Annotated in this window: 19 protein-coding genes; 14 read left to right on the top strand and 5 right to left on the bottom strand. The window is 56.5% G+C overall.

The window, feature by feature from the left end; all coding sequences use genetic code 11:
• The first annotated feature begins 169 nt into the window (after nt 1-169).
• Nucleotides 170-1,357 carry an EAL domain-containing protein gene (locus B5M42_RS14550; RefSeq protein ID WP_134749786.1) on the top strand — a complete coding sequence of 396 codons (1,188 nt, stop codon included), beginning with the start codon at nt 170-172 and terminating at the stop codon, nt 1,355-1,357.
• 178 nt (nt 1,358-1,535) lie between these two features.
• On the opposite strand, the gene B5M42_RS14545 is transcribed toward B5M42_RS14550, so the two are convergent.
• Both B5M42_RS14545 and B5M42_RS14540 read right to left on the bottom strand, forming a co-directional pair.
• On the bottom strand, nt 1,536-4,601 hold the full coding sequence (locus B5M42_RS14545) for a DEAD/DEAH box helicase (RefSeq protein ID WP_230632918.1): 3,066 nt from the start codon (nt 4,599-4,601) through the stop codon (nt 1,536-1,538).
• A complete protein-coding gene (locus tag B5M42_RS14540; protein WP_134749784.1) occupies nt 4,598-6,190 on the bottom strand; it encodes an SWIM zinc finger family protein in 1,593 nt (530 codons plus the stop codon). Before B5M42_RS14540 ends, B5M42_RS14545 begins: the two co-directional genes overlap by 4 nt.
• A gap of 206 nt (nt 6,191-6,396) precedes the next feature.
• Here B5M42_RS14540 and B5M42_RS14535 point away from each other — a divergent pair, with 206 nt between their 5' ends.
• The 4 genes from B5M42_RS14535 (at nt 6,397) to B5M42_RS14525 (ending at nt 8,945) form a co-directional block, all read left to right on the top strand.
• Nucleotides 6,397-6,690 carry a hypothetical protein gene (locus B5M42_RS14535; RefSeq protein WP_134749782.1) on the top strand — a complete coding sequence of 98 codons (294 nt, stop codon included), beginning with the start codon at nt 6,397-6,399 and terminating at the stop codon, nt 6,688-6,690.
• Between the two features lie 39 nt (nt 6,691-6,729).
• On the top strand, nt 6,730-8,532 hold the full coding sequence (gene recQ, locus B5M42_RS14530; RefSeq protein ID WP_134749780.1) for a DNA helicase RecQ: 1,803 nt from the start codon (nt 6,730-6,732) through the stop codon (nt 8,530-8,532).
• A 109-nt stretch (nt 8,533-8,641) separates the two neighbouring features.
• A complete protein-coding gene (locus tag B5M42_RS25570; RefSeq protein ID WP_329959323.1) occupies nt 8,642-8,782 on the top strand; it encodes a 4a-hydroxytetrahydrobiopterin dehydratase family protein in 141 nt (46 codons plus the stop codon).
• The gene (locus tag B5M42_RS14525) at nt 8,733-8,945 is read left to right on the top strand and encodes a 4a-hydroxytetrahydrobiopterin dehydratase (RefSeq protein ID WP_329959319.1); all 213 of its coding nucleotides are present in this window, start codon (nt 8,733-8,735) and stop codon (nt 8,943-8,945) included. Before B5M42_RS25570 ends, B5M42_RS14525 begins: the two co-directional genes overlap by 50 nt.
• A 138-nt stretch (nt 8,946-9,083) precedes the next feature.
• Here B5M42_RS14525 and B5M42_RS14520 read toward each other — a convergent pair whose 3' ends face one another.
• The gene (locus B5M42_RS14520; RefSeq protein WP_230632917.1) at nt 9,084-9,587 is read right to left on the bottom strand and encodes a GNAT family N-acetyltransferase; all 504 of its coding nucleotides are present in this window, start codon (nt 9,585-9,587) and stop codon (nt 9,084-9,086) included.
• Between the two features lie 36 nt (nt 9,588-9,623).
• Here B5M42_RS14520 and B5M42_RS14515 point away from each other — a divergent pair, with 36 nt between their 5' ends.
• The 6 genes from B5M42_RS14515 to B5M42_RS14490 all read left to right on the top strand — a co-directional run bounded on the left by B5M42_RS14515 (nt 9,624) and on the right by B5M42_RS14490 (nt 14,484).
• Nucleotides 9,624-10,286 (top strand): hypothetical protein, encoded by a 663-nt coding sequence (locus tag B5M42_RS14515; protein WP_134749778.1) that lies wholly within the window; start codon nt 9,624-9,626, stop codon nt 10,284-10,286.
• 107 nt (nt 10,287-10,393) lie between these two features.
• Entirely contained in the window at nt 10,394-10,864 is a 471-nt protein-coding gene (locus B5M42_RS14510) for a GNAT family N-acetyltransferase (protein ID WP_134749776.1), read from the top strand.
• A gap of 30 nt (nt 10,865-10,894) precedes the next feature.
• Nucleotides 10,895-11,731 carry a sulfurtransferase gene (locus B5M42_RS14505; RefSeq protein ID WP_134749774.1) on the top strand — a complete coding sequence of 279 codons (837 nt, stop codon included), beginning with the start codon at nt 10,895-10,897 and terminating at the stop codon, nt 11,729-11,731.
• 249 nt (nt 11,732-11,980) lie between these two features.
• The gene (locus B5M42_RS14500; RefSeq protein WP_134749772.1) at nt 11,981-12,886 is read left to right on the top strand and encodes a hypothetical protein; all 906 of its coding nucleotides are present in this window, start codon (nt 11,981-11,983) and stop codon (nt 12,884-12,886) included.
• 505 nt (nt 12,887-13,391) lie between these two features.
• Nucleotides 13,392-14,003 carry a class I SAM-dependent methyltransferase gene (locus B5M42_RS14495; RefSeq protein WP_134749770.1) on the top strand — a complete coding sequence of 204 codons (612 nt, stop codon included), beginning with the start codon at nt 13,392-13,394 and terminating at the stop codon, nt 14,001-14,003.
• 58 nt (nt 14,004-14,061) lie between these two features.
• On the top strand, nt 14,062-14,484 hold the full coding sequence (locus tag B5M42_RS14490; RefSeq protein WP_134749768.1) for a VOC family protein: 423 nt from the start codon (nt 14,062-14,064) through the stop codon (nt 14,482-14,484).
• 110 nt (nt 14,485-14,594) lie between these two features.
• Here the strand turns inward: B5M42_RS14490 and B5M42_RS14485 are convergent, their stop codons facing one another.
• Nucleotides 14,595-15,101, bottom strand: a complete 507-nt coding sequence (locus B5M42_RS14485) for a DUF6516 family protein (RefSeq protein ID WP_134749766.1) — start codon at nt 15,099-15,101, stop codon at nt 14,595-14,597.
• Nucleotides 15,098-15,856 (bottom strand): MerR family transcriptional regulator, encoded by a 759-nt coding sequence (locus B5M42_RS14480; RefSeq protein WP_134750034.1) that lies wholly within the window; start codon nt 15,854-15,856, stop codon nt 15,098-15,100. Before B5M42_RS14480 ends, B5M42_RS14485 begins: the two co-directional genes overlap by 4 nt.
• A gap of 407 nt (nt 15,857-16,263) precedes the next feature.
• Here B5M42_RS14480 and B5M42_RS14475 point away from each other — a divergent pair, with 407 nt between their 5' ends.
• From B5M42_RS14475 to B5M42_RS14465, 3 genes are read left to right on the top strand one after another with little or no spacing between them, the layout of a single operon-like run.
• Complete coding sequence (locus B5M42_RS14475) at nt 16,264-16,767, top strand: MarR family transcriptional regulator (RefSeq protein ID WP_407946124.1); 504 nt, start codon at nt 16,264-16,266, stop codon at nt 16,765-16,767.
• A 26-nt stretch (nt 16,768-16,793) separates the two neighbouring features.
• Nucleotides 16,794-18,233: an aryl-sulfate sulfotransferase gene (locus tag B5M42_RS14470; protein WP_134749762.1), complete on the top strand. Its 1,440-nt coding sequence runs from the start codon at nt 16,794-16,796 to the stop codon at nt 18,231-18,233.
• Between the two features lie 38 nt (nt 18,234-18,271).
• Entirely contained in the window at nt 18,272-19,357 is a 1,086-nt protein-coding gene (locus B5M42_RS14465; RefSeq protein WP_134749760.1) for an ABC transporter substrate-binding protein, read from the top strand.
• Nucleotides 19,358-19,428 lie beyond the last annotated feature (71 nt).

The following is a 19,428-nucleotide window of genomic DNA, read 5'->3' as shown; positions in this document are numbered from 1 at the left end:
GAAAGCGCCGGATATCCCTTCCAATAACGAGCCAGCCGCCACGTGGAGCCCGATTTGGGCTGGGAAAATATTCAAATAACGGTTAATTGCCAGAAATGCAAATCTCGATTACAATATTTCCAAAAGAAAACATCCATACTGTGCGCAACCAGATAGGAGAGGATGACGTTTGAACGGGGATGAAAGTACGTTGCTCCCGAAAGAGGAGGCCGTGCCATATTTTCAACCGATTGTCTCGCTGCAAAATCAAGGCATCTTCGGATACGAAGCATTGGGCCGAAGAGTGCGTCAAGGCCGGGTGGAAAGTCTGGGGCCCTTTTTCCACGATCCCCGGGTCGGAGCCGACATGCAGCTGTATATCGACCGGCATCTGCGTGAGCAGTCGCTGACCAAGCTGGCGTCTGCCAGTCATTCGGCATCGTTGTTCATCAATTTGAAGCCCTCCTGGATTTTCAAAGCCTACAAGGAAAACCGGACACTGCCGACGATTCAGCTCATTCGCAAGATCGGCATCGATCCTGCGCGCATTGTAGTCGAGATTACCGAAGAGGAATTCAACGGTCGTCTTGAGGATCTGATCTCCATTGTCGAGCTGTACCGGCAAGAGGGCTGCACGGTTGCGATTGACGATATCGGCAGCGGCTTCAGCAATTTTGACCGCATTGCCATGCTGCAGCCCAAGATCATGAAAATTGATCTGAATATTCTAAAAAAAAGCGATAAACATACCGGCTATAAAGCGCTGCTGCAGTCATTTTCGGTGCTTTCGGCGCAAATGGGCGCTTCGCTGCTCGTCGAAGGCGTGGAGACGAAAAGCGATTTGCAAAACGCGCTGCGCGCCGGGGCGCGTTTTGCGCAGGGCTATCTGTTCTCGAAGGCTGAGCCGGATTTCCAGCAGCCCGACGTTTATCAAGAGATGCTCAAAGAGGAAATGCGCCTCTATAGCGACAGCGAGTTTGAGCGCTGCCGCAGGCTGACCAGCCTGCAGACGAGTCTGGCCCATTTGACGGGCGCTTCGCGGCCGATCGCGACAGCCGAAGACGCCGACGAAGTCATCGAGCAGGTGGCGCGTACGATTACAGACAGCGCGATCCGCATGTTCATCTGCCGGGAAGACGGTTATCAGATTTCATCCAATTACCATCGGCGCGACGAAATCTGGTGCAAGGACCAGACCTTCCGCGGCTCGAACTGGATTTGGCGGCCTTATTTTATCGCTAACATCCACTTGATGCATACGCACAGTCAGGGCATTTTATCGCAGACCTACACCGATCTGGACAGCTCCAGCCTGATTCAGACTTACTCGTGTTCGCTGGGCGGCGGCTATTATTTATTTTTGGACCTTATGACTTGAAGCGTTATCTGCATTTACAGCTATTTCCTTACGCTACCTGCTTATACGAGAAAAACCTGCTCTGGGCAGGTTTTTTTGCGTTGGGAACGTGTTCTTGCGGCGGGCGTCCGAAGCAGAGAGCTGGACGGAGCATAAATCGCGTCAGCCCGAGCGCGGCCCGAAGCGCAGCGCGGGCCGGTTAGGCGTCGACCCATTCGCGGCGCAGCGTAAACAGCTCGCGCAGCTCGTCGGTGGACAGCTCGGTAATCCAGTTCTCGCCGTTGCCGACGATTTGCTGGCTCAGTCCCATTTTGCGCTCGATCATTTCGTCAATGCGCTCCTCCAGCGTGCCGAGGGTAACGAGCTTGTGCACTTGCACGTGCCGCGTCTGTCCGATTCGGAACGCGCGGTCGGTCGCTTGATTCTCGACGGCCGGATTCCACCAGCGATCAAAGTGGAAGACGTGATTGGCGGCGGTCAGGTTGAGGCCGATGCCTCCGGCTTTCAGCGAAAGCAGGAATACCGAGCGCTGCTCCTCGGGCGGCAGAGCGGCGTCTTGAAAGCGGGCGATCATTTCGTCGCGTCCCGTCTTCGAGGTGCTGCCGTTGAGGAACAGCACAGGCTCGCCCAGCTCCTCCTGCAGCACGCGCTGCAGCAGCAGTCCGGTTTCCACGAATTGGGTAAAAATCAGGCATTTGTCGCCTTCCTGCCGCAGCTCCTGAACCATTTCGAGCAGACGCTCCAGCTTGTTGGAGCGCCCGGCCCACGGAGCGCCCGGTCCTTCCTTGAGCAGCAGGGCCGGATGGTTGCACACCTGCTTGAGCTTGGTCAGGGCCGCGAGAATCAAGCCGCGCCGCTCCATCATCGATAGCTTTTCCAGCCGGTCGAACATGTCCTGAATATAATTTTCATACAGCGAGCCCTGCTCGGCCGTAAGGGAAACGAACGTTTTGAATTCGTTTTTTTCGGGCAAATCGAGCTGGATCGCCGGGTCTTTTTTTACCCTTCGCAGTAAAAAGGGCTGGATCAGGCGCTGCACCTTGCGGATCGTTTCCGGGTCGCGCGTTCGCTCGATCGCATTGACATACCGATGCGTAAATTCACGAATCGTCCCCAAATAGCCGGGGTTGGCGAAATCGAAAATCGACCACAGCTCCGTTAGCCGGTTTTCAATCGGCGTGCCGGTCAGCGCGATGCGATGATAGCCGTTGAGGCGGCGTATTGCCGAGGCCTGCTTGGTATAAGCGTTTTTGATATTTTGCGCTTCGTCCAGACAGATGGAGTTCCAGGCCAGTGAGCCGAGCTCCGCTTCGTCGAGATGCGACAGCGTGTATGAGGTGAGCACGAGATCGGCGTCCTTGGCGGCTTCGCGGAAGTCCTCGCCCTTCAGTCGCTGCGGCCCGTAGTGCAGATGCACGCGCAGCGATGGCGCGAAGCGCTTGAGCTCCATTTGCCAGTTGCCGAGCACGGAGGTCGGGCAGATCAGCAGCGCCGGAGCGTCCGGCTGCTCGTGCTCCTTGACGGACAGCAGGTAGGTGATCCATTGGATCGTCTTGCCGAGGCCCATGTCGTCGGCGAGACAGCCGCCGAGCCCGAAGCGGCGCAGGAACAGCAGCCACGAGATGCCGTCGACCTGATAATGGCGCAGCGAGCCGCGGAAGCTATCCGGCGGTTCAATCGGCGGGATCGCCGCCGTCTGCGTCAGCTGGTCGATCATGTGGGTCAACTGCTCATTCAGTTCGACCTCCATCTCCAGATGGCGTTGCGCGTCGGGGTCGTCCTCGCCGGGCAGCAGTCCGCCCGCTTCTCCGGCCAGATGCAGTTCCAGCACGTCGCGTAGCGACAGTCCCTGCTTCTTCTGCACCTGCTTCATGATTTTCTCGACCTGGGCCATGAAGGCCGGGTCGAGCTGGATCCAGTTGCCGCGAATTTCGACCAAGCGGCGTTTCTCCTCCAGCAGCTGACGGAACTCGTCCTCGGTCAGCTCCAGATCGCCGACGGCGAGCTTCCAGTCAAATTGCATCAGCTCGCGCAAGCCGAACAGCGATTGCCGGGGGACGCCGACGGAGGATTTGATGCGGGCGCGCAGCTTGGGCTTGAGCTTGCTGACGCGCTCCCACCAGGCCGGGAGGAACACGGGTATCCCGGCCTCCACCAGCCTGACGCTTCCTTCGCTGAGGAAGCGCCAGGCCGCGTCTTCCGCGAGCTCGCGCGGCAGCTCGCGTGCGGATCGCCCGCCCTCCGCAGGGGCGGGCGGGGCTTCGCCGGTCTCCGGGCCTGCGGAGCCGGAGACCGGCTGGGGCGGCGCTGTCGCAGACCCGCCGCCCGAAGCTGACGGCGCGACAGCCAGCGCGCCGCCTGTCCGCGCCGCCGCCGGTTCTCCGGCGGCGTCAGCGCCAGCGCCGGCTCCGGCAGGGCCGCCGGCGCCGCTGCGCGCATCCAGCCACGGCAGGATGCGCAGGATCTTGTCCGCGCTGCGTCGCACGCGCGGCAGCTCCGGCTGCCACGCCGCAGGCAGGGGCAGCTCGCCGGGGACCGGCTCGCCGTCCGCCGTGACGGTGCGCAGCACGTCCGGCGACAGCCGGTCCTGGAGCACGAGGCGCAGCCGCCAGCCGAGGCCGAGGCTCGGCTCCGGCTCGACGAGCTGGAGGCACGTGCGCATCGGCGTGCGGTCCTGCCGCCAGCCAATCGCCACGAGCCAATCCTCTTCGTCGAGCCAGGCCGCGCCGCTTGCGCCGTCACGGCCGCGCCGCGGCACCGCCGCTTCCAGCCGGTGCAGATTGTCCTTCATGACGCCGTCGGTCTCGACCCATTCCGGGACGAGCGCTTGCAGCCACGTGCGCGTCTGCGGCGTCTCCAGCTCCTGCAGCTCCTCGGGAAGCTGCAGCTTCCAGCCGATTTCGCCGGCCTGCCAGCGCTCGTAATCAGGCATGAAGCGGCCTTCGGCCAGCGCCAGCTTCACAGCCGGAGCCAGGCGCAGCAAATCCTCCGCTTCGGCGCTCCAGACGAGCTTCGTATGGCGGACCGGCTGCGGGTTCTGCAAGTAGTCGAGCGCCTCCAGCGGGCGCAGGGCGATGCCTTCCTTATTGCCCCAGTCGCTCGGCTCCAGGAACGTGCCATAGAACGACGGCTCGTGCCAAGCGAACAGCACATTTTTCAAATCGAGCGCATCCCAGATGCCGCCCTTGTCGCGGGTGCCCCATAGAAAAAGCGAGCCCGTCGGAAAGACGATGGCATGCACCGTCAGCGAGCTGGTTTCGATCATCGAATCCATTTTCCTTTCTTCAATTCCTCCTGAAAGGCGCGCAGCCGCGAGAACTTGTCGGCAAGCCTATTGACATACAGCTCCCAGCGCGGCTCCTGTCCAAGCTGGCGGTAGAAGCTGTGCAGCTTTTTGAGCAGGCGGATGGCGGTTTTGTAGGAGGCGCGGTTTTTCTCCAGAATGGCCCGTTCCGCGGCCTGATGGTACAGCGGCAGCAGCAGGGCCGGATCGTGCTCCTCAATGGCGCGCAGCTCCAGCGCGTACAAGCTGAGCGGCGAGATGCGGTTGGCCAGCTGCAGGTCGACCCATTGGCGGTAGCGCCGGGTTTGCAGCAAATAGGCGGTATAGTAATAATACGAGCGCGGCAGCAGCGATTCCATCACCCGCACCCATTCGGCGTCGGAGTCGAGCTGCTTGGCCGTATCCATCCAATATTGGCAGAAGGTCCGGAAATCCTCGTGATTGGCCTTCTCGACGGCTGGCAGCAGCCAGCGCAGCCAGACGAGCATGTCCGACCACTGTCCGGCGTGTTCATAGTGCTGCAGGTAGAGAAAAAAATCCGCCGCATTCGCGCCTTCGAGCCCGTCCAGCCGGGCGAACGCTTCAGCGCTCCGCCCGGCGATAACGTCGAAATGCGCGCGGGCGATCCGCAGCGTATCGCGTTCGCGACGCCGCATCGCGCTTTCCGGCAAAGCCAGCCGCTGCTCCAGCCGGCGCATTTCCTCCTGCTGCAGCTCCCGCTGCGGTACGCGCCACCAGACGCTGCGGTACGCCAGCAGCCAGTCGATCGGGCTGTCCGACCCCGACAGGGCCAGCTCGCCCAGCATGGCCAGCGTAGCACGCCACAGCGCCGCCGCCGCTCCGACCGTTTCCGGCTCCAGCTTGCGTACAGCCAGCGTCAGCTGTTCTTCGCATTGCCGGGCCACAGTCTTGCAGCCGGTTTCGTGATAATATGACAAATACGAGCTTTTCGTATCGCGGTAGAACTGCTCGATCTTGCGCATCACGAACAACACGATATGCAGCCGGTACAGCTCGCGGGCGGCCGGTCGCCAGCCCTCCGCGTAGCCGGGCAGCGTCTCCATCGCCGAATCGTAGAACGTATCGATGGAGTGCTGGTGCGAGATCGAGAAGCCGTGAAATTTCGTTTCGAAAAAGCGGTGCCATTCCGCCGGCGGCCCGGCTTCCTGCGGCGTTGTCGGCGCAGCGGCCTTGCGTTCCGCGGGAGCTGAGGCGGGGCGCAGCGGCTTGCGGCGCGAGCGGATCGCCTGCTTCAGCTCCTGCAGCAGCAGCTCCGGCCGGCCGTACGGCGCATATAAACTGAAAAAAGCCGCGGCTATGTGTTTGCAAAATCCATCATAGGTGCAGCTGCATTCGCTATAAGAGAAGTCCTCCAGATGGAGAACGGCTTCGTAGGCTTTGTTGGTTCCCTGAACGAGCGCCTGAATCGTCGTACCGACCAGCTCGACGTCGACGACACGGCTTTTGTGGTAGTACTCCCAGCCTTGCTCCAGCACTTCGGCTTCGTAATGAAGCTGAATTTGCTTGATCAGGTAATTCATTCGATTTTTGGGAAGCTGCAGTTTCAGCATGAGCGCCATCTACCCTCCGAGCGTACATTCCTTCTTCCATAGTACCAGATTTTTGCCGAAATTGCCCATTTCCTTAGTGTATGCCCGCTTTCGGGCAAATATCCCCCGGCAGAGAACGCTCGCTGCTTTTTCCGCGCACAATATGGTAAAGTGGTACAAGGAGCAATTATGCTCGGCGCGAAAGCCGGGCGGACGGGAGGCTCATCGTGGGCATTAAATTCGGCAGGGAATACAAGGACATCGTTGAAGATTTGACCGATGCGGTCGCTCAGGTCGAAGGCAGCTACGAGCTGCTGGAGATGGAGCCGCAGGAGTGGGAGGAGCTGACGGACGAGGAGCGGCGCGACTGCTTGAAGACGCTGGCTGACGATATTTTTTACAGCTTGGGTGCGGACCCTGAACTGGCTGTAGGCGAAGGCGCCGTGCGGTACGACAAGGAGCATCACGTGCTCAAGGTGCATCATGGCGAGAAGCTTGTATCTGTGATTTACTTAGTGTAGTTTTTGTAGTTTTAGAAAAGCGGTAGAGGTGAAAAAGCAATGCTGACTGAAGCGCGCAAGGTGCTGCAGCACGTTTACGGATACCCGGAATTCCGGGAAGGACAAAAAAATATTATCGCCAGCCTGCTCGACGGGCGCGATACGCTGGGCATTATGCCGACCGGCGGCGGCAAATCGATCTGCTATCAGGTCCCGGCGCTGCTGCTGGAGGGCGTGACGCTGGTCGTCTCGCCGCTGATCTCGCTGATGAAGGACCAGGTTGACGCGCTGACGAGCTTCGGCGTGCCGGCAACGTTCATCAACAGCACGCTCGATAACCGCGAGGTCGAGCAGCGGCTGCAGGCGGCGATGCAGGGCAAAATCAAGCTGCTCTACATCGCGCCCGAGCGGCTGGAATCGGAACGGTTCCGCATGCGCATGCAGGCGCTGAAGCTGCCGTTCGTGGCAATTGACGAAGCGCATTGCGTCTCGCAGTGGGGGCACGATTTCCGCCCGAGCTATACGGCGATTGCGCCGTTCATCCGCTCGCTGCCGCATCGGCCGCTGGTCGCGGCGTTTACGGCGACGGCGACGGCCGAGGTGACCGAGGACATCGCCCGGCTGCTGGAGCTGGATCATGCGAACGTGTATATTAACGGGTTCAGCCGGGACAACCTGAGCCTGACGATTTTGCGCGGCGAGAACAAACGCGATTACGTGATGAATTACGTCAAGGAGCATACACACCAGCCGGGCATCATTTATGCGGCGACGCGTAAGGACGTCGAGGATTTGTACGAGCAGCTGCGCAAAAAAGGCTTCGCCGCCGGCAAATACCACGCCGGGTTGTCCGACGAGGAGCGCTCGTTCGCCCAGGAGAGCTTCCTGTACGACGACATCCGCGTGATGGTGGCGACGAACGCTTTTGGCATGGGCATCGATAAATCGAACGTGCGGTATGTGATCCACTACAGCATGCCGAAAAATATGGAGGCCTACTATCAGGAGGCCGGCCGGGCCGGACGCGACGGCGAGCCGAGCGAGTGCATATTGCTGTTCAGCGCGCAGGATATCATGACGCAGAAATTTCTGATCGAGCAGAACCAGACGCAGACGCCCGAGCGCAAGGCCAACGAATACAAAAAGCTGCAAACGATGATCGACTATTGCTATTCTCCGCGTTGTCTGCGCAATTATATTTTGCATTATTTCGGGGAGACGGAAGTCGATACGACATGCGGCAATTGCAGCTCGTGCAAGGATGACCGCGATACGGTCGACATTACGGTCGAGGCGCAGAAAATTTTCTCCTGCATCCGCCGCATGAACGAGCGGTTCGGCATTTCGATGGTGGCGTCGGTGCTCAAGGGCTCGAAGGCGAAAAAAGTGCTCGACTACCGCTTCGACCGGCTGCCAACCTACGGCATCATGCGCGAGCTGGCGGAAAAAGAAATCAGCGACCTGATCAACGTGCTGATCTCCGAAGGCTTTCTGGCCTTGTCGGACGGGCAGTATCCGGTCGTGCGGCTGCAGCAGCCGGCAGCGGACGTGCTGCAGGGCAAGCAACAGGTGTTCCAGAAGGTGCGCCGTCAGCAGGTCAAGGCCGCGGCCGTCGACAACACCCTGTTCGAGCAGCTGCGGCTGCTGCGCCGGGAAATAGCCCAGCGCGAGAAGGTGCCGCCGTATATTATTTTCTCGGACAGCACGCTGCGCGAGATGAGCGAGATTTGTCCGACGACGGCGGCCGGGATGCTGGCCGTCAAGGGTGTCGGCGAGGTCAAGTTCCGCAACTACGGCTTGCCGTTCCTGGAGCTGCTGCGCACCTACGCTAACGAGGCGGATAGCGCGGTGCCGGATTATTGATTGAGGCGGTAGCGGGCGTGGTATACGGCGTGCGTTGTTGTGGGCGGGTGTGCCGAACGATGGCGGCATGGCGTCTACCCGGTTTGCAGGAATGAGGAAGGTGCGGAATATGGAGGAAGTGTGCAGCGAAGAGCGAGTGGCCGAGCGGCTGGCGGAGCTGCCGGGCTGGGAGCGGGAGCCGGAACAACGGCAAGTGGATCGTGCGCGTCTATCGGTTTCGCGAATTTATGAGCGGGATCGGCTTCGTTAACGAGGTCGCCCGGCTGTCCGAGGAGCTGAACCATCATCCGATGATTCATGTCGAATATAAAAAAGTGACGCTGCGCTTGACCTCCTGGCGGGACGGTGGCTTGACCGAGCTGGATTTCCGGACCGCTGCGGCGTTCGAGCGGGCATGGCGCGAACGGGGTTAACCGGATGGGGGCGGTGGGTCGGCAGGGAGGCAAGCTGGCAGGGAGGCAGGCCAGGCAGGGAAGCGAGGCATACTCACTCCTGCAAAAAGCAATCAACCGATCCCCAAATCGCCCATTCGCGGAAATCGGTATCAACGCCTACTCCGCCGTACCGCGCTCCGGCCGGTATACCATGCAGTGCACGAGCGGAGCCGTGCCGTCAGGTGCGGGGCGCTCGTAGGTGTCCGTGATAACGAAGCCGGCGCGTTCATACGCCTTGACGGCACGGACGTTGTTGACGAGCACCTCAAGGTCGACCTCGCAGCCCGGCGCGCGCCGCTCGGCCTCTTGAGCCAGCAGCTGCGCATAGGCGGCTCCCCAGCCGCGGCCGCACAGATCCGGCCGCAGGCCCAGCCCTAGCCGGATCACGCCGGCCAGGGGAAAAAACTGCGCGTACCCGACTAGCGCGCCGTCGGCATCCACGGCGGCGGCATATTGGTCGCGCCGCAGATCAGGGTCGGCGAATTCGCGCGTTTCGCGTTGCATCGCCGACCATTCCGGCCAGCCGTACGCTTCGTACGGGGCCGGATAGGTCCATGCGCATACGGCCGGGCCGTGCGCTTCTGTAAACGGCACGAGACGCCAAGGGAGCTCGGGCATCATGAGGTTCCACCTTTCGACATGACTCCTGCGGAGGTAATGATGTTTTTTTTCCAGATCGTTTTGACAAGTATGGGTTCGGGTCTGGCGATGATTCTGACGGGTCTGGCGCTGTTCCGCGTGCCGGTGCGCGGGCGCTGGCCGGCGCTGCTGCTGATGGCGGTCAACAACATGCTCTGGAGCTATTTGCTGGTGTATGTGTGGGGCTGGGCCGAGGCGCAGCCGATTTTGTACGTGCTGTTTTTGAGCTGGCAGGCTCATGTGCTGCTTGGCGTCCGCTGGCTGCGCGCTCTGCTGATGATGTTCCTGGGCGCGCTTAGCTATACCGTAGTGCTGGCGGTTGTGCTGCTGGGGACGGCGTACCGGCTGGGGCTCGGCTTTGAAGAAGCCTTCGGCGCGTCCTATCTCGAACTCGGCTGCAAGCTGGGCGCGAGCCTGGTGTGCTTGCTGCTGGCTGCGCTGATGAAGCGGTATCGTCTCGGCTTTTCGCTGTCAATGGCGGCGGCGGGGCGCACGGGACGCGGCTCGGCCGGAGACCGCAGGCTGCTGGGTGCTTTGCTTGCGGCGTTGGCGCTGTTTGCTGTCGCGTATTACGCGGTGTCGCGTCACGAGCATTGGCTGCTGGGCGTCGCAGCAGCTTTGGTGCTGGTGCTGAGCGGTTTGCTTTTTATTTTATACAAAAAGGAAATGGATGAAAACTGAGCCCGCCCGCATCCTGTGCAAATATTCTGACGTTTTCTCCATGTCCAAGAAGCCCGATCCGGTATACAATGGATGAACAAGATTGATTTTGGCGGGGAGGCTAGGATATGGCTCAAGTGACGGTAAGGGAAACGAAGGCGGAGGATGTGCCGCAGCTTCGCGAGCTGATGATCACGTATATCGTGGATTTTTATCAGTGGCGGCGGCCGGAGGACGGGAAGCTGGATGCGCTGATCGACATGCTGCTGGAGAAGCAGCGTGGCGTGCAGTTTGTGGCCGAAAGCGGCGGGAAGCTGGTCGGGTTTGCGACGTTGTATTTTACGTTTAGTACGCTGCGGACGGGCCCGATTACGGTGATGAACGATTTGTACGTGGAGCCGGCGTGGCGAGGGCAAGGCGCGGCGCAGAAGCTGTTTCAAGCGTGCAAGGGCTATTCGGCGCGGCACGGCTATGAGCGGATGACATGGCAGACGGCCAGCGACAACGATCGGGCGCAAAAATTTTACGAAAACATGGGCGGCGAGCTCGGCGGCTGGCTGAGCTATTCGATCAATCCGACGATCGGCTTGGGCGACTGAGCGGGAGTTAGAGATGAGGAGGACGTGGATGTGAATACGATTGTGAGCCTGGAGTGGCTGCAGGCGCATGCGGCCGATGAGCGGCTGGTGATTGCCGATTGCCGGTTTGTGCTCGGGCAGCCCGATGCGGGCCGGGAGGCTTATGCGGCGGGACATATTCCGGGCGCGTTTTATGTGGATTTGGAAAAAGACCTGTCCGGCGCGCTGATGGCGCACGGCGGGCGGCACCCGCTGCCGGATCTGGGCGCGTTCTCGATTCTCGTCGGGCAGCTTGGCATCGACGGGGAGACGACCGTGGTCGCGTATGACGACCAAGGGGGCGCGATGGCATCCCGGCTGTGGTGGATGCTGCGGTTTCTCGGCCACACGCGCGTGCACGTGTTGGACCGGGGCTTCGGCGCCTGGCAGGCTGCGGGGTATCCCGTGACGGCTGAGGTGCCGTTGGCCGTGCCGCGCACGTTCTCGCCGAAGGTGCATCGCGCCATGCTGGCGAGCATGGATGAGGTGCGCGATAAGCTGGGCCGCGCGGGCACGGTGCTCGTGGACTCGCGCGAGGAGCGGCGCTACCTCGGACTCGAGGAGCCGATCGATAAGGTGGCCGGGCATATCCCGGGGGCGCGGCATTATTTTTGGAAGGACGCGCTGGGCGAAGGCGGCGCGTGGAAGTCAGCCGCCGAGCAGGAGCGGCGGTTCGCGGGTTTGCACGATGCCGATGAAATCATCGTGTATTGCGGTTCGGGCGTGACCGCATGCCCGAACGTGCTGGCGCTGACCGAGGCCGGCTTCGCGAATGTGAAGCTGTACTCGGGAAGCTGGAGCGATTGGATTAGCTGGGCAGACAATCCGATTGCGACTGGGGAAGAGTAGGAGCGGAAGGCCGCGGCGAACGCGGGTTTGGAGGGCTGTGGCAGGTTGCTGCGGCCCTTTTTGCTTTTTGTTCAACGGCTTGCAAACAAGAAATCGTTGAAACCAGCAGCAAGCAGCCCGGGGGCCGGTCCTGCAGTCTATCGTCATGTATATTCCTTGTAATATTATGAAGTGGCACACCAAGCTGATTGCAACAAAGGTGGCGTCATTACGTCTAATTTGATGTATAACAAGGAGGTCAATGAAAACATGAAAGGGTATAGGCAATTGGAGATAGCGGGATTGGCCCTAACTATCGCAGGCGTTCTCGTAGGATGCACGATGGATAATAGCCCAGCATCGACCCATGTTTCCGGTCTAATCAAAATAACTCCGTCTGCTCAACCGACAAATGATCCGTACATGACGAATACAAAGGTAACTAATACATCAGACCTTTCAAATTCAACTACCAGTGGTTTAATGCTTGAAAAGGATGCCGAAATAAAAATGCAAACAAAAGCAGATTTATTTAACGATGGACAAAAGGAAACCATTGCACTCGTCAATTTACCGCTCATTCAAGGACAAGACTATTCTGGTTATCTAGGAATTTGGGATGAAAAGGGAATTTTGCTTCAAAAACTTCCGGTAAACGGATATAACATCCTGTTTCCCGTCAAAATTTACACGAATGACCTGACTCAAGACCGGAACCCGGATATTGTTTTGGAAACGGATGAGCACGCGAATGGGGGCAATGGAGTTCATCATACCTACGTTTATATTCAAACTGAACATCATTTTGTAGAAACCCCACTACCTGAGTCACCCGTAACGACATTCTTTGCTTCATATCAAAAGAAAGAACAGAATTTTATCATTCAATCGGAAGAAGACCCATCACGATACTGGTTTGCAAAAATAAACGCTGATCAGATGCAATTCATAAATGAGGATTTATTAAACGAAAAACAAGTTGTCCAAATGGATCCTGTTTCTGCGATCGAAGTGGGAAACGATTTCCTCACCACCAAGAGATGGCTTTGGTTTGGTAATCTTCAATTAAATAATCTTGGATTTTTAGTTACAAACTATCAATATAGGGACGGCAGATGGCAAGCTTTCGGATATAGCATTGAATCAAGTGGAAGTGTCCAAGTATCGCCCAGTTAATTAGAGGGCACATCTAAACAAACTACCGCAAGGCCTCTGAGCAGGCAATCGAATGGGGCTTGCTTTTTGAAAATACGCCCGCCCAAAAAAGTATTGTAAGGGGACTGGAAGCCGTCAGAAGAATTGCATGTATATGCCACCAAAGTCCATAATACGTAAGCTAGGCAGGAGTCTAATGTCAAATCGGCTAAACATCAAGTTCAATCCAAAAATAAATAACACGGCAGCGCCGAACAGAGACTCTTTTTTCGCATAAGAATATACACCTCTAAAAGTCCGGTGAACAAGTGGCCGGAGCGTCGATAGGGAGTTGGAACAGCGTCAGCGGTCGCCTTTGTAGACGGATTTTCACCCCAAACGGGGTCCTTCCATCGAAAAATCCGGCTACAACAGCGAGTGGAACCGCTATCGACCGGAGGACACTGGTTTTTCACGGACTTTAAGTAAGGAAACTGGAGCTATTGGATTAAATGGGTTTATTTGTAATAGTGGGGGAATCAGAGAATTGGAGCTATACTGGAATCACAATACAGCGTTTCACGAAGAATTAGTGGCGGATATCAAGTTGCGTGGAGGGCGGGTGCTCGACATTGGGTGCGGGGACGGGCTATTGATTCAACGCTTTGCGCCGTTCGTTCAGCAGGCTGTGGGGATTGACCCCGATGCGCAGATTATCAAGAGGGCGCAAACCCGATTTGATGCGGCCTCGCATGTGTCGTTCATGACCGGCGATTTTCTTCAGATGTCTGTGCTTTCTCCTGAGGAACGATATCAAACCGTCGTTTGTGTTGCGACTTTGCATCATATGGAGTTGAAAACTGCGCTGTTACAGATGCGCGAACTTCTTGCGCCCGGCGGGCGGCTCCTGATCGTTGGTCTGGCGGCTGATAAATCAATCATAGATGTTGCCATCTCTGGAGTTCTAGTTCTTCCGATTCGCGTCATGGATAGGCTTCACGGCGGAATGCAAGATATAGGGGTCCGTATTGCAGAGCCAAGAGAGTCAATCAGCGAAATTCGCCAAGCAGCACGTGAAATTTTGCCGGGAGCAGTGGTCCGCCGTCGTTTCTACTACAGATATCTGCTTTCCTGGGACAAACCGATGGCAGCTGAGTAGCAAGCTTTTTCGTACTTGTTGAGTTCCAATCAAGTTTTTGTAATCAGGAGTGAGGAAAATGAACATGAAGCTGGAAGGAATCACCGTACTGGCCAACGACGTTGCCCGATTGGCGGCGTTTTATCGCGATGTACTGGGCTTTCGCACGGTCGTGGAAGAGGGCCATTACGTGGAGTTTGACAACAAGGGAGTGCGTTTGGCGATTTGCTCCAAGCCGCTGATGGCAGATAATACGAGTCAGCATCCGTCCTTTATGGAGGAGCGCGCGGGACAGGCGTTTGAGCTGAACTTTGAATGCGAGACGCCGGAGGAAGTCCATCGGGTTTATCACGATCTTGTAGCCCAAGGGGCGGTGGGGATTACTGCGCCCCAGTCGAAATCCTGGGGGCATACGACCGGATTTTTTGCCGACCCGGAGGGTAATATTCATTCGATTTTTGCCGTGAATCCGGTTGCTGCGAACGAGGCCAACGATCAGTAAATTCCGCGCGAGGTGTGGAGTCACAGAGCTGTAGCCAGTTGCCGGAGGGCGGGGCTGCGGCTTTTTTTTTGCATAAAAAGCTGACGAAATATCTCGACAGCCTGCGCGTGTTATAGAGAGGCGCTTCGCGGGTAAGGCTGCCCCGACTCCAAAAAAGGAATGATAAATTCAAAAGCTTGCTCCAAGGTGTGTACATGCCAATTTTCTTTTCTCTGGCTGCGATCTCCAGGGACATGATGATGGTGATGGGGCTCGGTCTCCGTGATCAGCTTCGCGCTGGTGCCTGGCGCGTTGTGGGATTCATTTCCCCACGAGGAAATATGATTGAGCTGGACGCCCATTTTCGGCACAATCACTTTCCACATGTACTGATATTCTTTCACATAGCCCTGATCGTCATATCTTTCAATCACATGCAATCCGGTAATACCATGAACAGGATGCTCTTTCAAAGGAAAAATGATTTCCATACGCTTTGGAGACAGGTAGAAATCGCCGTATGCGGAATTTCTGTCGCGAAAGTTCTGATAGGTCTCCAGCCATTCTCCATATTTATTGAGGATATGGGCCAGATTAGCTGGCAAAAGTTGAGTGGGCAGAGTTGGTGGTTGCGTCACGGAGAGCTTTTCCCTCCAATCAGGCTGAACAACGCGGCTTGCTCTTCTTCGAGGTCTTTCCAGCGGTAATAATCGGTTGGATCGTCCATGCTGTCGTCATGTTCCCCGAACTGATCCTTGCAGTGCATTTTTCCATAACGCAATTGGAATTCAGTGATCGAGTCGTTAACTTCCTTCAGGCGTTCCCAGGGCGTTTGATTACGCATTTTGCGAGTTTGATAGTTCATACGCATGAGGAAGGAATAGCTCGGGTCTTTCATAATGTCGATCACATATTTGGGATATTTCTTGTGCGTACCGTTCCCGGCCATCTCCATGCCCTGTTTCGCATATTTGTGGATCGTTACCGTAGAGACGCCCAGCGCGTCGGCGGCTTCGGACGGAGTGAGCAGATAGGATTCATGGTATTCAAATTGAATCTCGGTCCCGCCCAGTTCGTAATACCAATGTTCAAAATCAATTTTCAATTTACCGAAATCCAGATCGGACAGGGGCAGCTTCATCTCCGCTAAACGATCCAGCCAATTCAACAAGTTCGTGCGATGTTCCGCAGAAAATAAGTAGGCGGGTTTGATAAGCGCCAACACGCTCATATTCATTTTGACAGACAGTACTTTATCAGAAGACATGGCCATGAAAATCGTGAGCAGCTTGTCGAAGATGAAATGGGTCTCTTTTTCGATGATTGGCTCATTGTTGTTTTCATAAGCAGTTTGAATTTGCTCTTTGGTAGCGCGATAAATGGCTAGGCTCATCACATTCACCCTTTCGTACCTCCATTCTAATAGATAATTAATTATTATTCAATATCGTTAAGTTAATGATATGTATTTTTTTAATGTGAATAATTCTCTTATCCGAGCATTGGTGAAAACGACATGTGTTATTAGGATATCCGTCTTTTTGCGGCATCAACCCATGAAGTCAATATTAAATCCGACTTGACATATATGAATTATTGGATTAAGATCAATCTATAATCCTTCAATGCTCATTATTTTAGCGTTGAAGAAATGACATAAGCCGATTGGACCGCCAAAGGCACAACGACTTCCCGGGAACGGGGAGGATGTTGGGCCTTTTTTGTTTTCAATCAACGAACGACGGCAGGTTTAAGCAGGAAGGAGTTCATGTGGACAACGAATGGGCGCGACTTGAAGAAATGGATTGGTTGTTTCGCCGCATGGTTCGTAAGTTTGTCAAGGAGCGGGATAAGGTATCGATTGAAGGAATCGCTTGGCCGGGCTTGCTCATTCTGCACAAAATCGCTCGCGATGGCCCGCAGCGGCTGGGGGATTTGGCGGAACAACTGGATTTGACCTCCGGGGCCATTACGGCATTATGCGACAAGCTGGAGAAAAAGGGGTTTGCGATGCGTCGCCGCATGAACGAGGACCGACGAACGGTACGGCTGGTCATCGCCGAGGAAGGGCACAGCCTGTTGGCACGGCACCGCAACATTAGTCAAAAGTCGATTGAGCTGTTGTTCGGCTCTTTTTCAGAGCAGGAGCTTGGAGCGCAAAAGCGCGCTTTTGTGCGAATTACTGAGCAGTTGGAAGGTTTTGCCGATACGGTGCTGCAGCTGGCGAAGGACAACGCAGATGCTAAAGCGGAGCAGACCCGGCGCGCTGCGCAGGTCGCTACGGGTCACTTTTTGAACTATTAAATTGTACATATGAAGGAGAGATGAGCATGGGACACCCAACCATTCATCCGACGGGGGCTACCGTCTATTTACCGGAGAAAGCATGGAGCGGCTATACGATCTTTCAGGCGGCTGATGTCGGGGCGCTGCTGATTGATATGAACGGCAAAGAGGTTCATCTGTGGAAAGGTCTTCGCGGCTTCCCGAATAAAATATTGCCGGGCGGCTTTGTAACGGGCAGTACCAAGGAACGCGATCCGAAATACGGCTTTCAGGATGAGGCCGATCTTGTGCAAGTGGACTGGAACGGCAACATTGTCTGGCGTTTCAATCGCTATGAGCTTATTCAGGACCCTGGCTATGAGCCGGAATGGATGGCTCGCGCCCATCACGATTACCAGCGGGAGGGAAATCCGGTAGGTTACTACGCTCCGGGACAGGAGCCCAAGACGGAGGGCGGCCGCACGCTGATTCTGGCCCATAAGAATGTCAGCAAGCCTGAGATTTCGGATAAGGTGCTGCTGGACGATACGATTATTGAAGTGGATTGGGAGGGCAATATCATCTGGGAGTGGGCGGTCAGCGATCACTTTGCGGAGCTGGGCTTTGACGAGGCAGCGAAAAACGTCCTGTTCCGCGATCCGAACGGGCGGCATTTCGGCAACGATACGGGCGGGGACTGGATGCATATCAACTCCGCTTCCTGGGTCGGTCCTAACAAGTTCTATGAGGCCGGGGACGAACGTTTCCATCCTGACAATATTATCTGGGATGCCAGAGAGTCGAATATCATTGCCATTACCGACCGGCGCACAGGCCGCATAGTCTGGCAGCTCGGGCCGGATTATTCGAAGCCGGAGGTCAAGCATCTGGGCTGGATTATCGGTCAGCATCATGCGCACATCATTCCGAAAGGGCTGCCGGGCGAAGGCAACCTGCTGGTGTTCGACAACGGCGGCTGGGGCGGCTACGGGCTGCCGAATCCTTCTTCCCCTTACGGTCAGAAGAACGCGCTACGCGATCATTCGCGGGTATTGGAAATCAATCCGGTGACACTGGAAATTGAGTGGCAGTATACGCCGACTGAAGCGGGCTTCATCGCGCCGCTGGATTCATACCGTTTTTACAGCCCTTACATCAGCTCGGCGCAACGTTTGCCGAATGGCAATACGCTGATTACGGAGGGAGCGGACGGCCGGATTTTTGAAGTCACCCGCGCTCATGAGCTGGTATGGGAATACATTTCTCCTTATAAAAATAAACGCAACGCCAACATGGTTTACCGCGCTTATCGATTGCCGTACGAGTGGGTGCCGCAGCTGCCCAAGCCGCAAGAGCAAGCCATCGAGCCGCTCGATGTTGCCGATTATCGGGTGCCTGGCGCAGCCGGCAGAGGTACGGAATCGGTCGTGACCGTCACAGGCACGTTTTCCTTCGAAGAGGGCGCATTTTGCGTGGCCAGCACAGACGAAACATCAGACCAATAACCATTGCTATATAGCTCAAGAAAGTTGAGGGAGAAAACATGACTAGCATAAACCGACGTTCCTCGTATCTTACCCTGATCGTTCTGACCGTGTTGACCCTGTTGCTTGCCGCTTGCGGCAAGGACGGCGTCAAGCCGGCAAATACTGTCTCTGAAGTCTCGCCCGGCTCGGCGGGACAGCAGTCTGCGACCGATGCTTCGGCATCGCCGCTCCAACCGGACCCGATCCAGATCAAAATCGCCGATATTTTGACCAATCCGGTGCTGCGGATCGCCAAGACCAAAGGATTTTTTGACAAATACGCAATTAAGGCTGAGCTTGTGACGTTTGCCACACCGGCCGAAGGCATCAATTCGCTGTTTATCAAGCAGACGGATATCGCGTGGGGAGCCGACTTTCCTATTCTGAACGCGGTCAGTAAAGGGGATTACGGTATTGTGGCCGCGACCGGCACGAACACCGACGCGGCGGCTGCGCAATGGAAGCTTTATGTGCGGGACGGCATTCAACAGGCGCAGGATCTGAAAGGCAAAAAGCTGAGTACGCTGCGCGGCACATTCCTGCCCTATTTGTGGGATGAATATTTGAAAGCGAATGGCCTTGCGGCAGCAGATAGCCAGCAAATCGGGCAGGGCGGCTTCGACGAGGCGTACGTTGCTTTGAAAAAAGGCGAGATCGACGCGTCCTGGGTCGTCGGCTCTGCGATGATCGCCAAGTTTGCCGATGTGCAGGGCATTCACGAGCTGACGGATATGTCCAAAACCACCGTCAGAATCGGGGGAGCGATTATCGCGTCGAATGACTTGATTCAGGCGCATCCGCAGGGGGTTGCGAACTTTCTGAGCGCGCTTGACGAGGCTTCACAGTTTATTACAGCCCATCCGGAGGAAACGGCGGATATTTTGTTTAAGGAAGTGAAGCAGCCCAAGGAAGCGACGCTTCGCGATCTGCCAACGAACAACTGGCAAATCGGTTTCAAGCAGGAATCGTTCGACAGCTTGTCTGGACAGAAGCAATATATGGTGAAAGACGGCATTATTAAAAACGATTTCGATCTGAAAAGTAAGCTGAGTCTGGATAGTCTCCGCAAGGCATTGCCGGATCGGGTCACTTACGGACAATAGGAGTCCGGTGAAGCAATGGCCGGAGAGCGGAACCTCTATCGACGGGGCCATTGATTGTACACCGGATTTCT

Source organism: Paenibacillus athensensis, assembly GCF_004514475.2.
GTDB classification, from domain to species: Bacteria; Bacillota; Bacilli; order Paenibacillales; family NBRC-103111; genus Paenibacillus_AL; species Paenibacillus_AL athensensis.
Note: the sequence above shows the minus strand (reverse complement) of the source record. Positions and strands in the feature narration are given on the sequence as shown.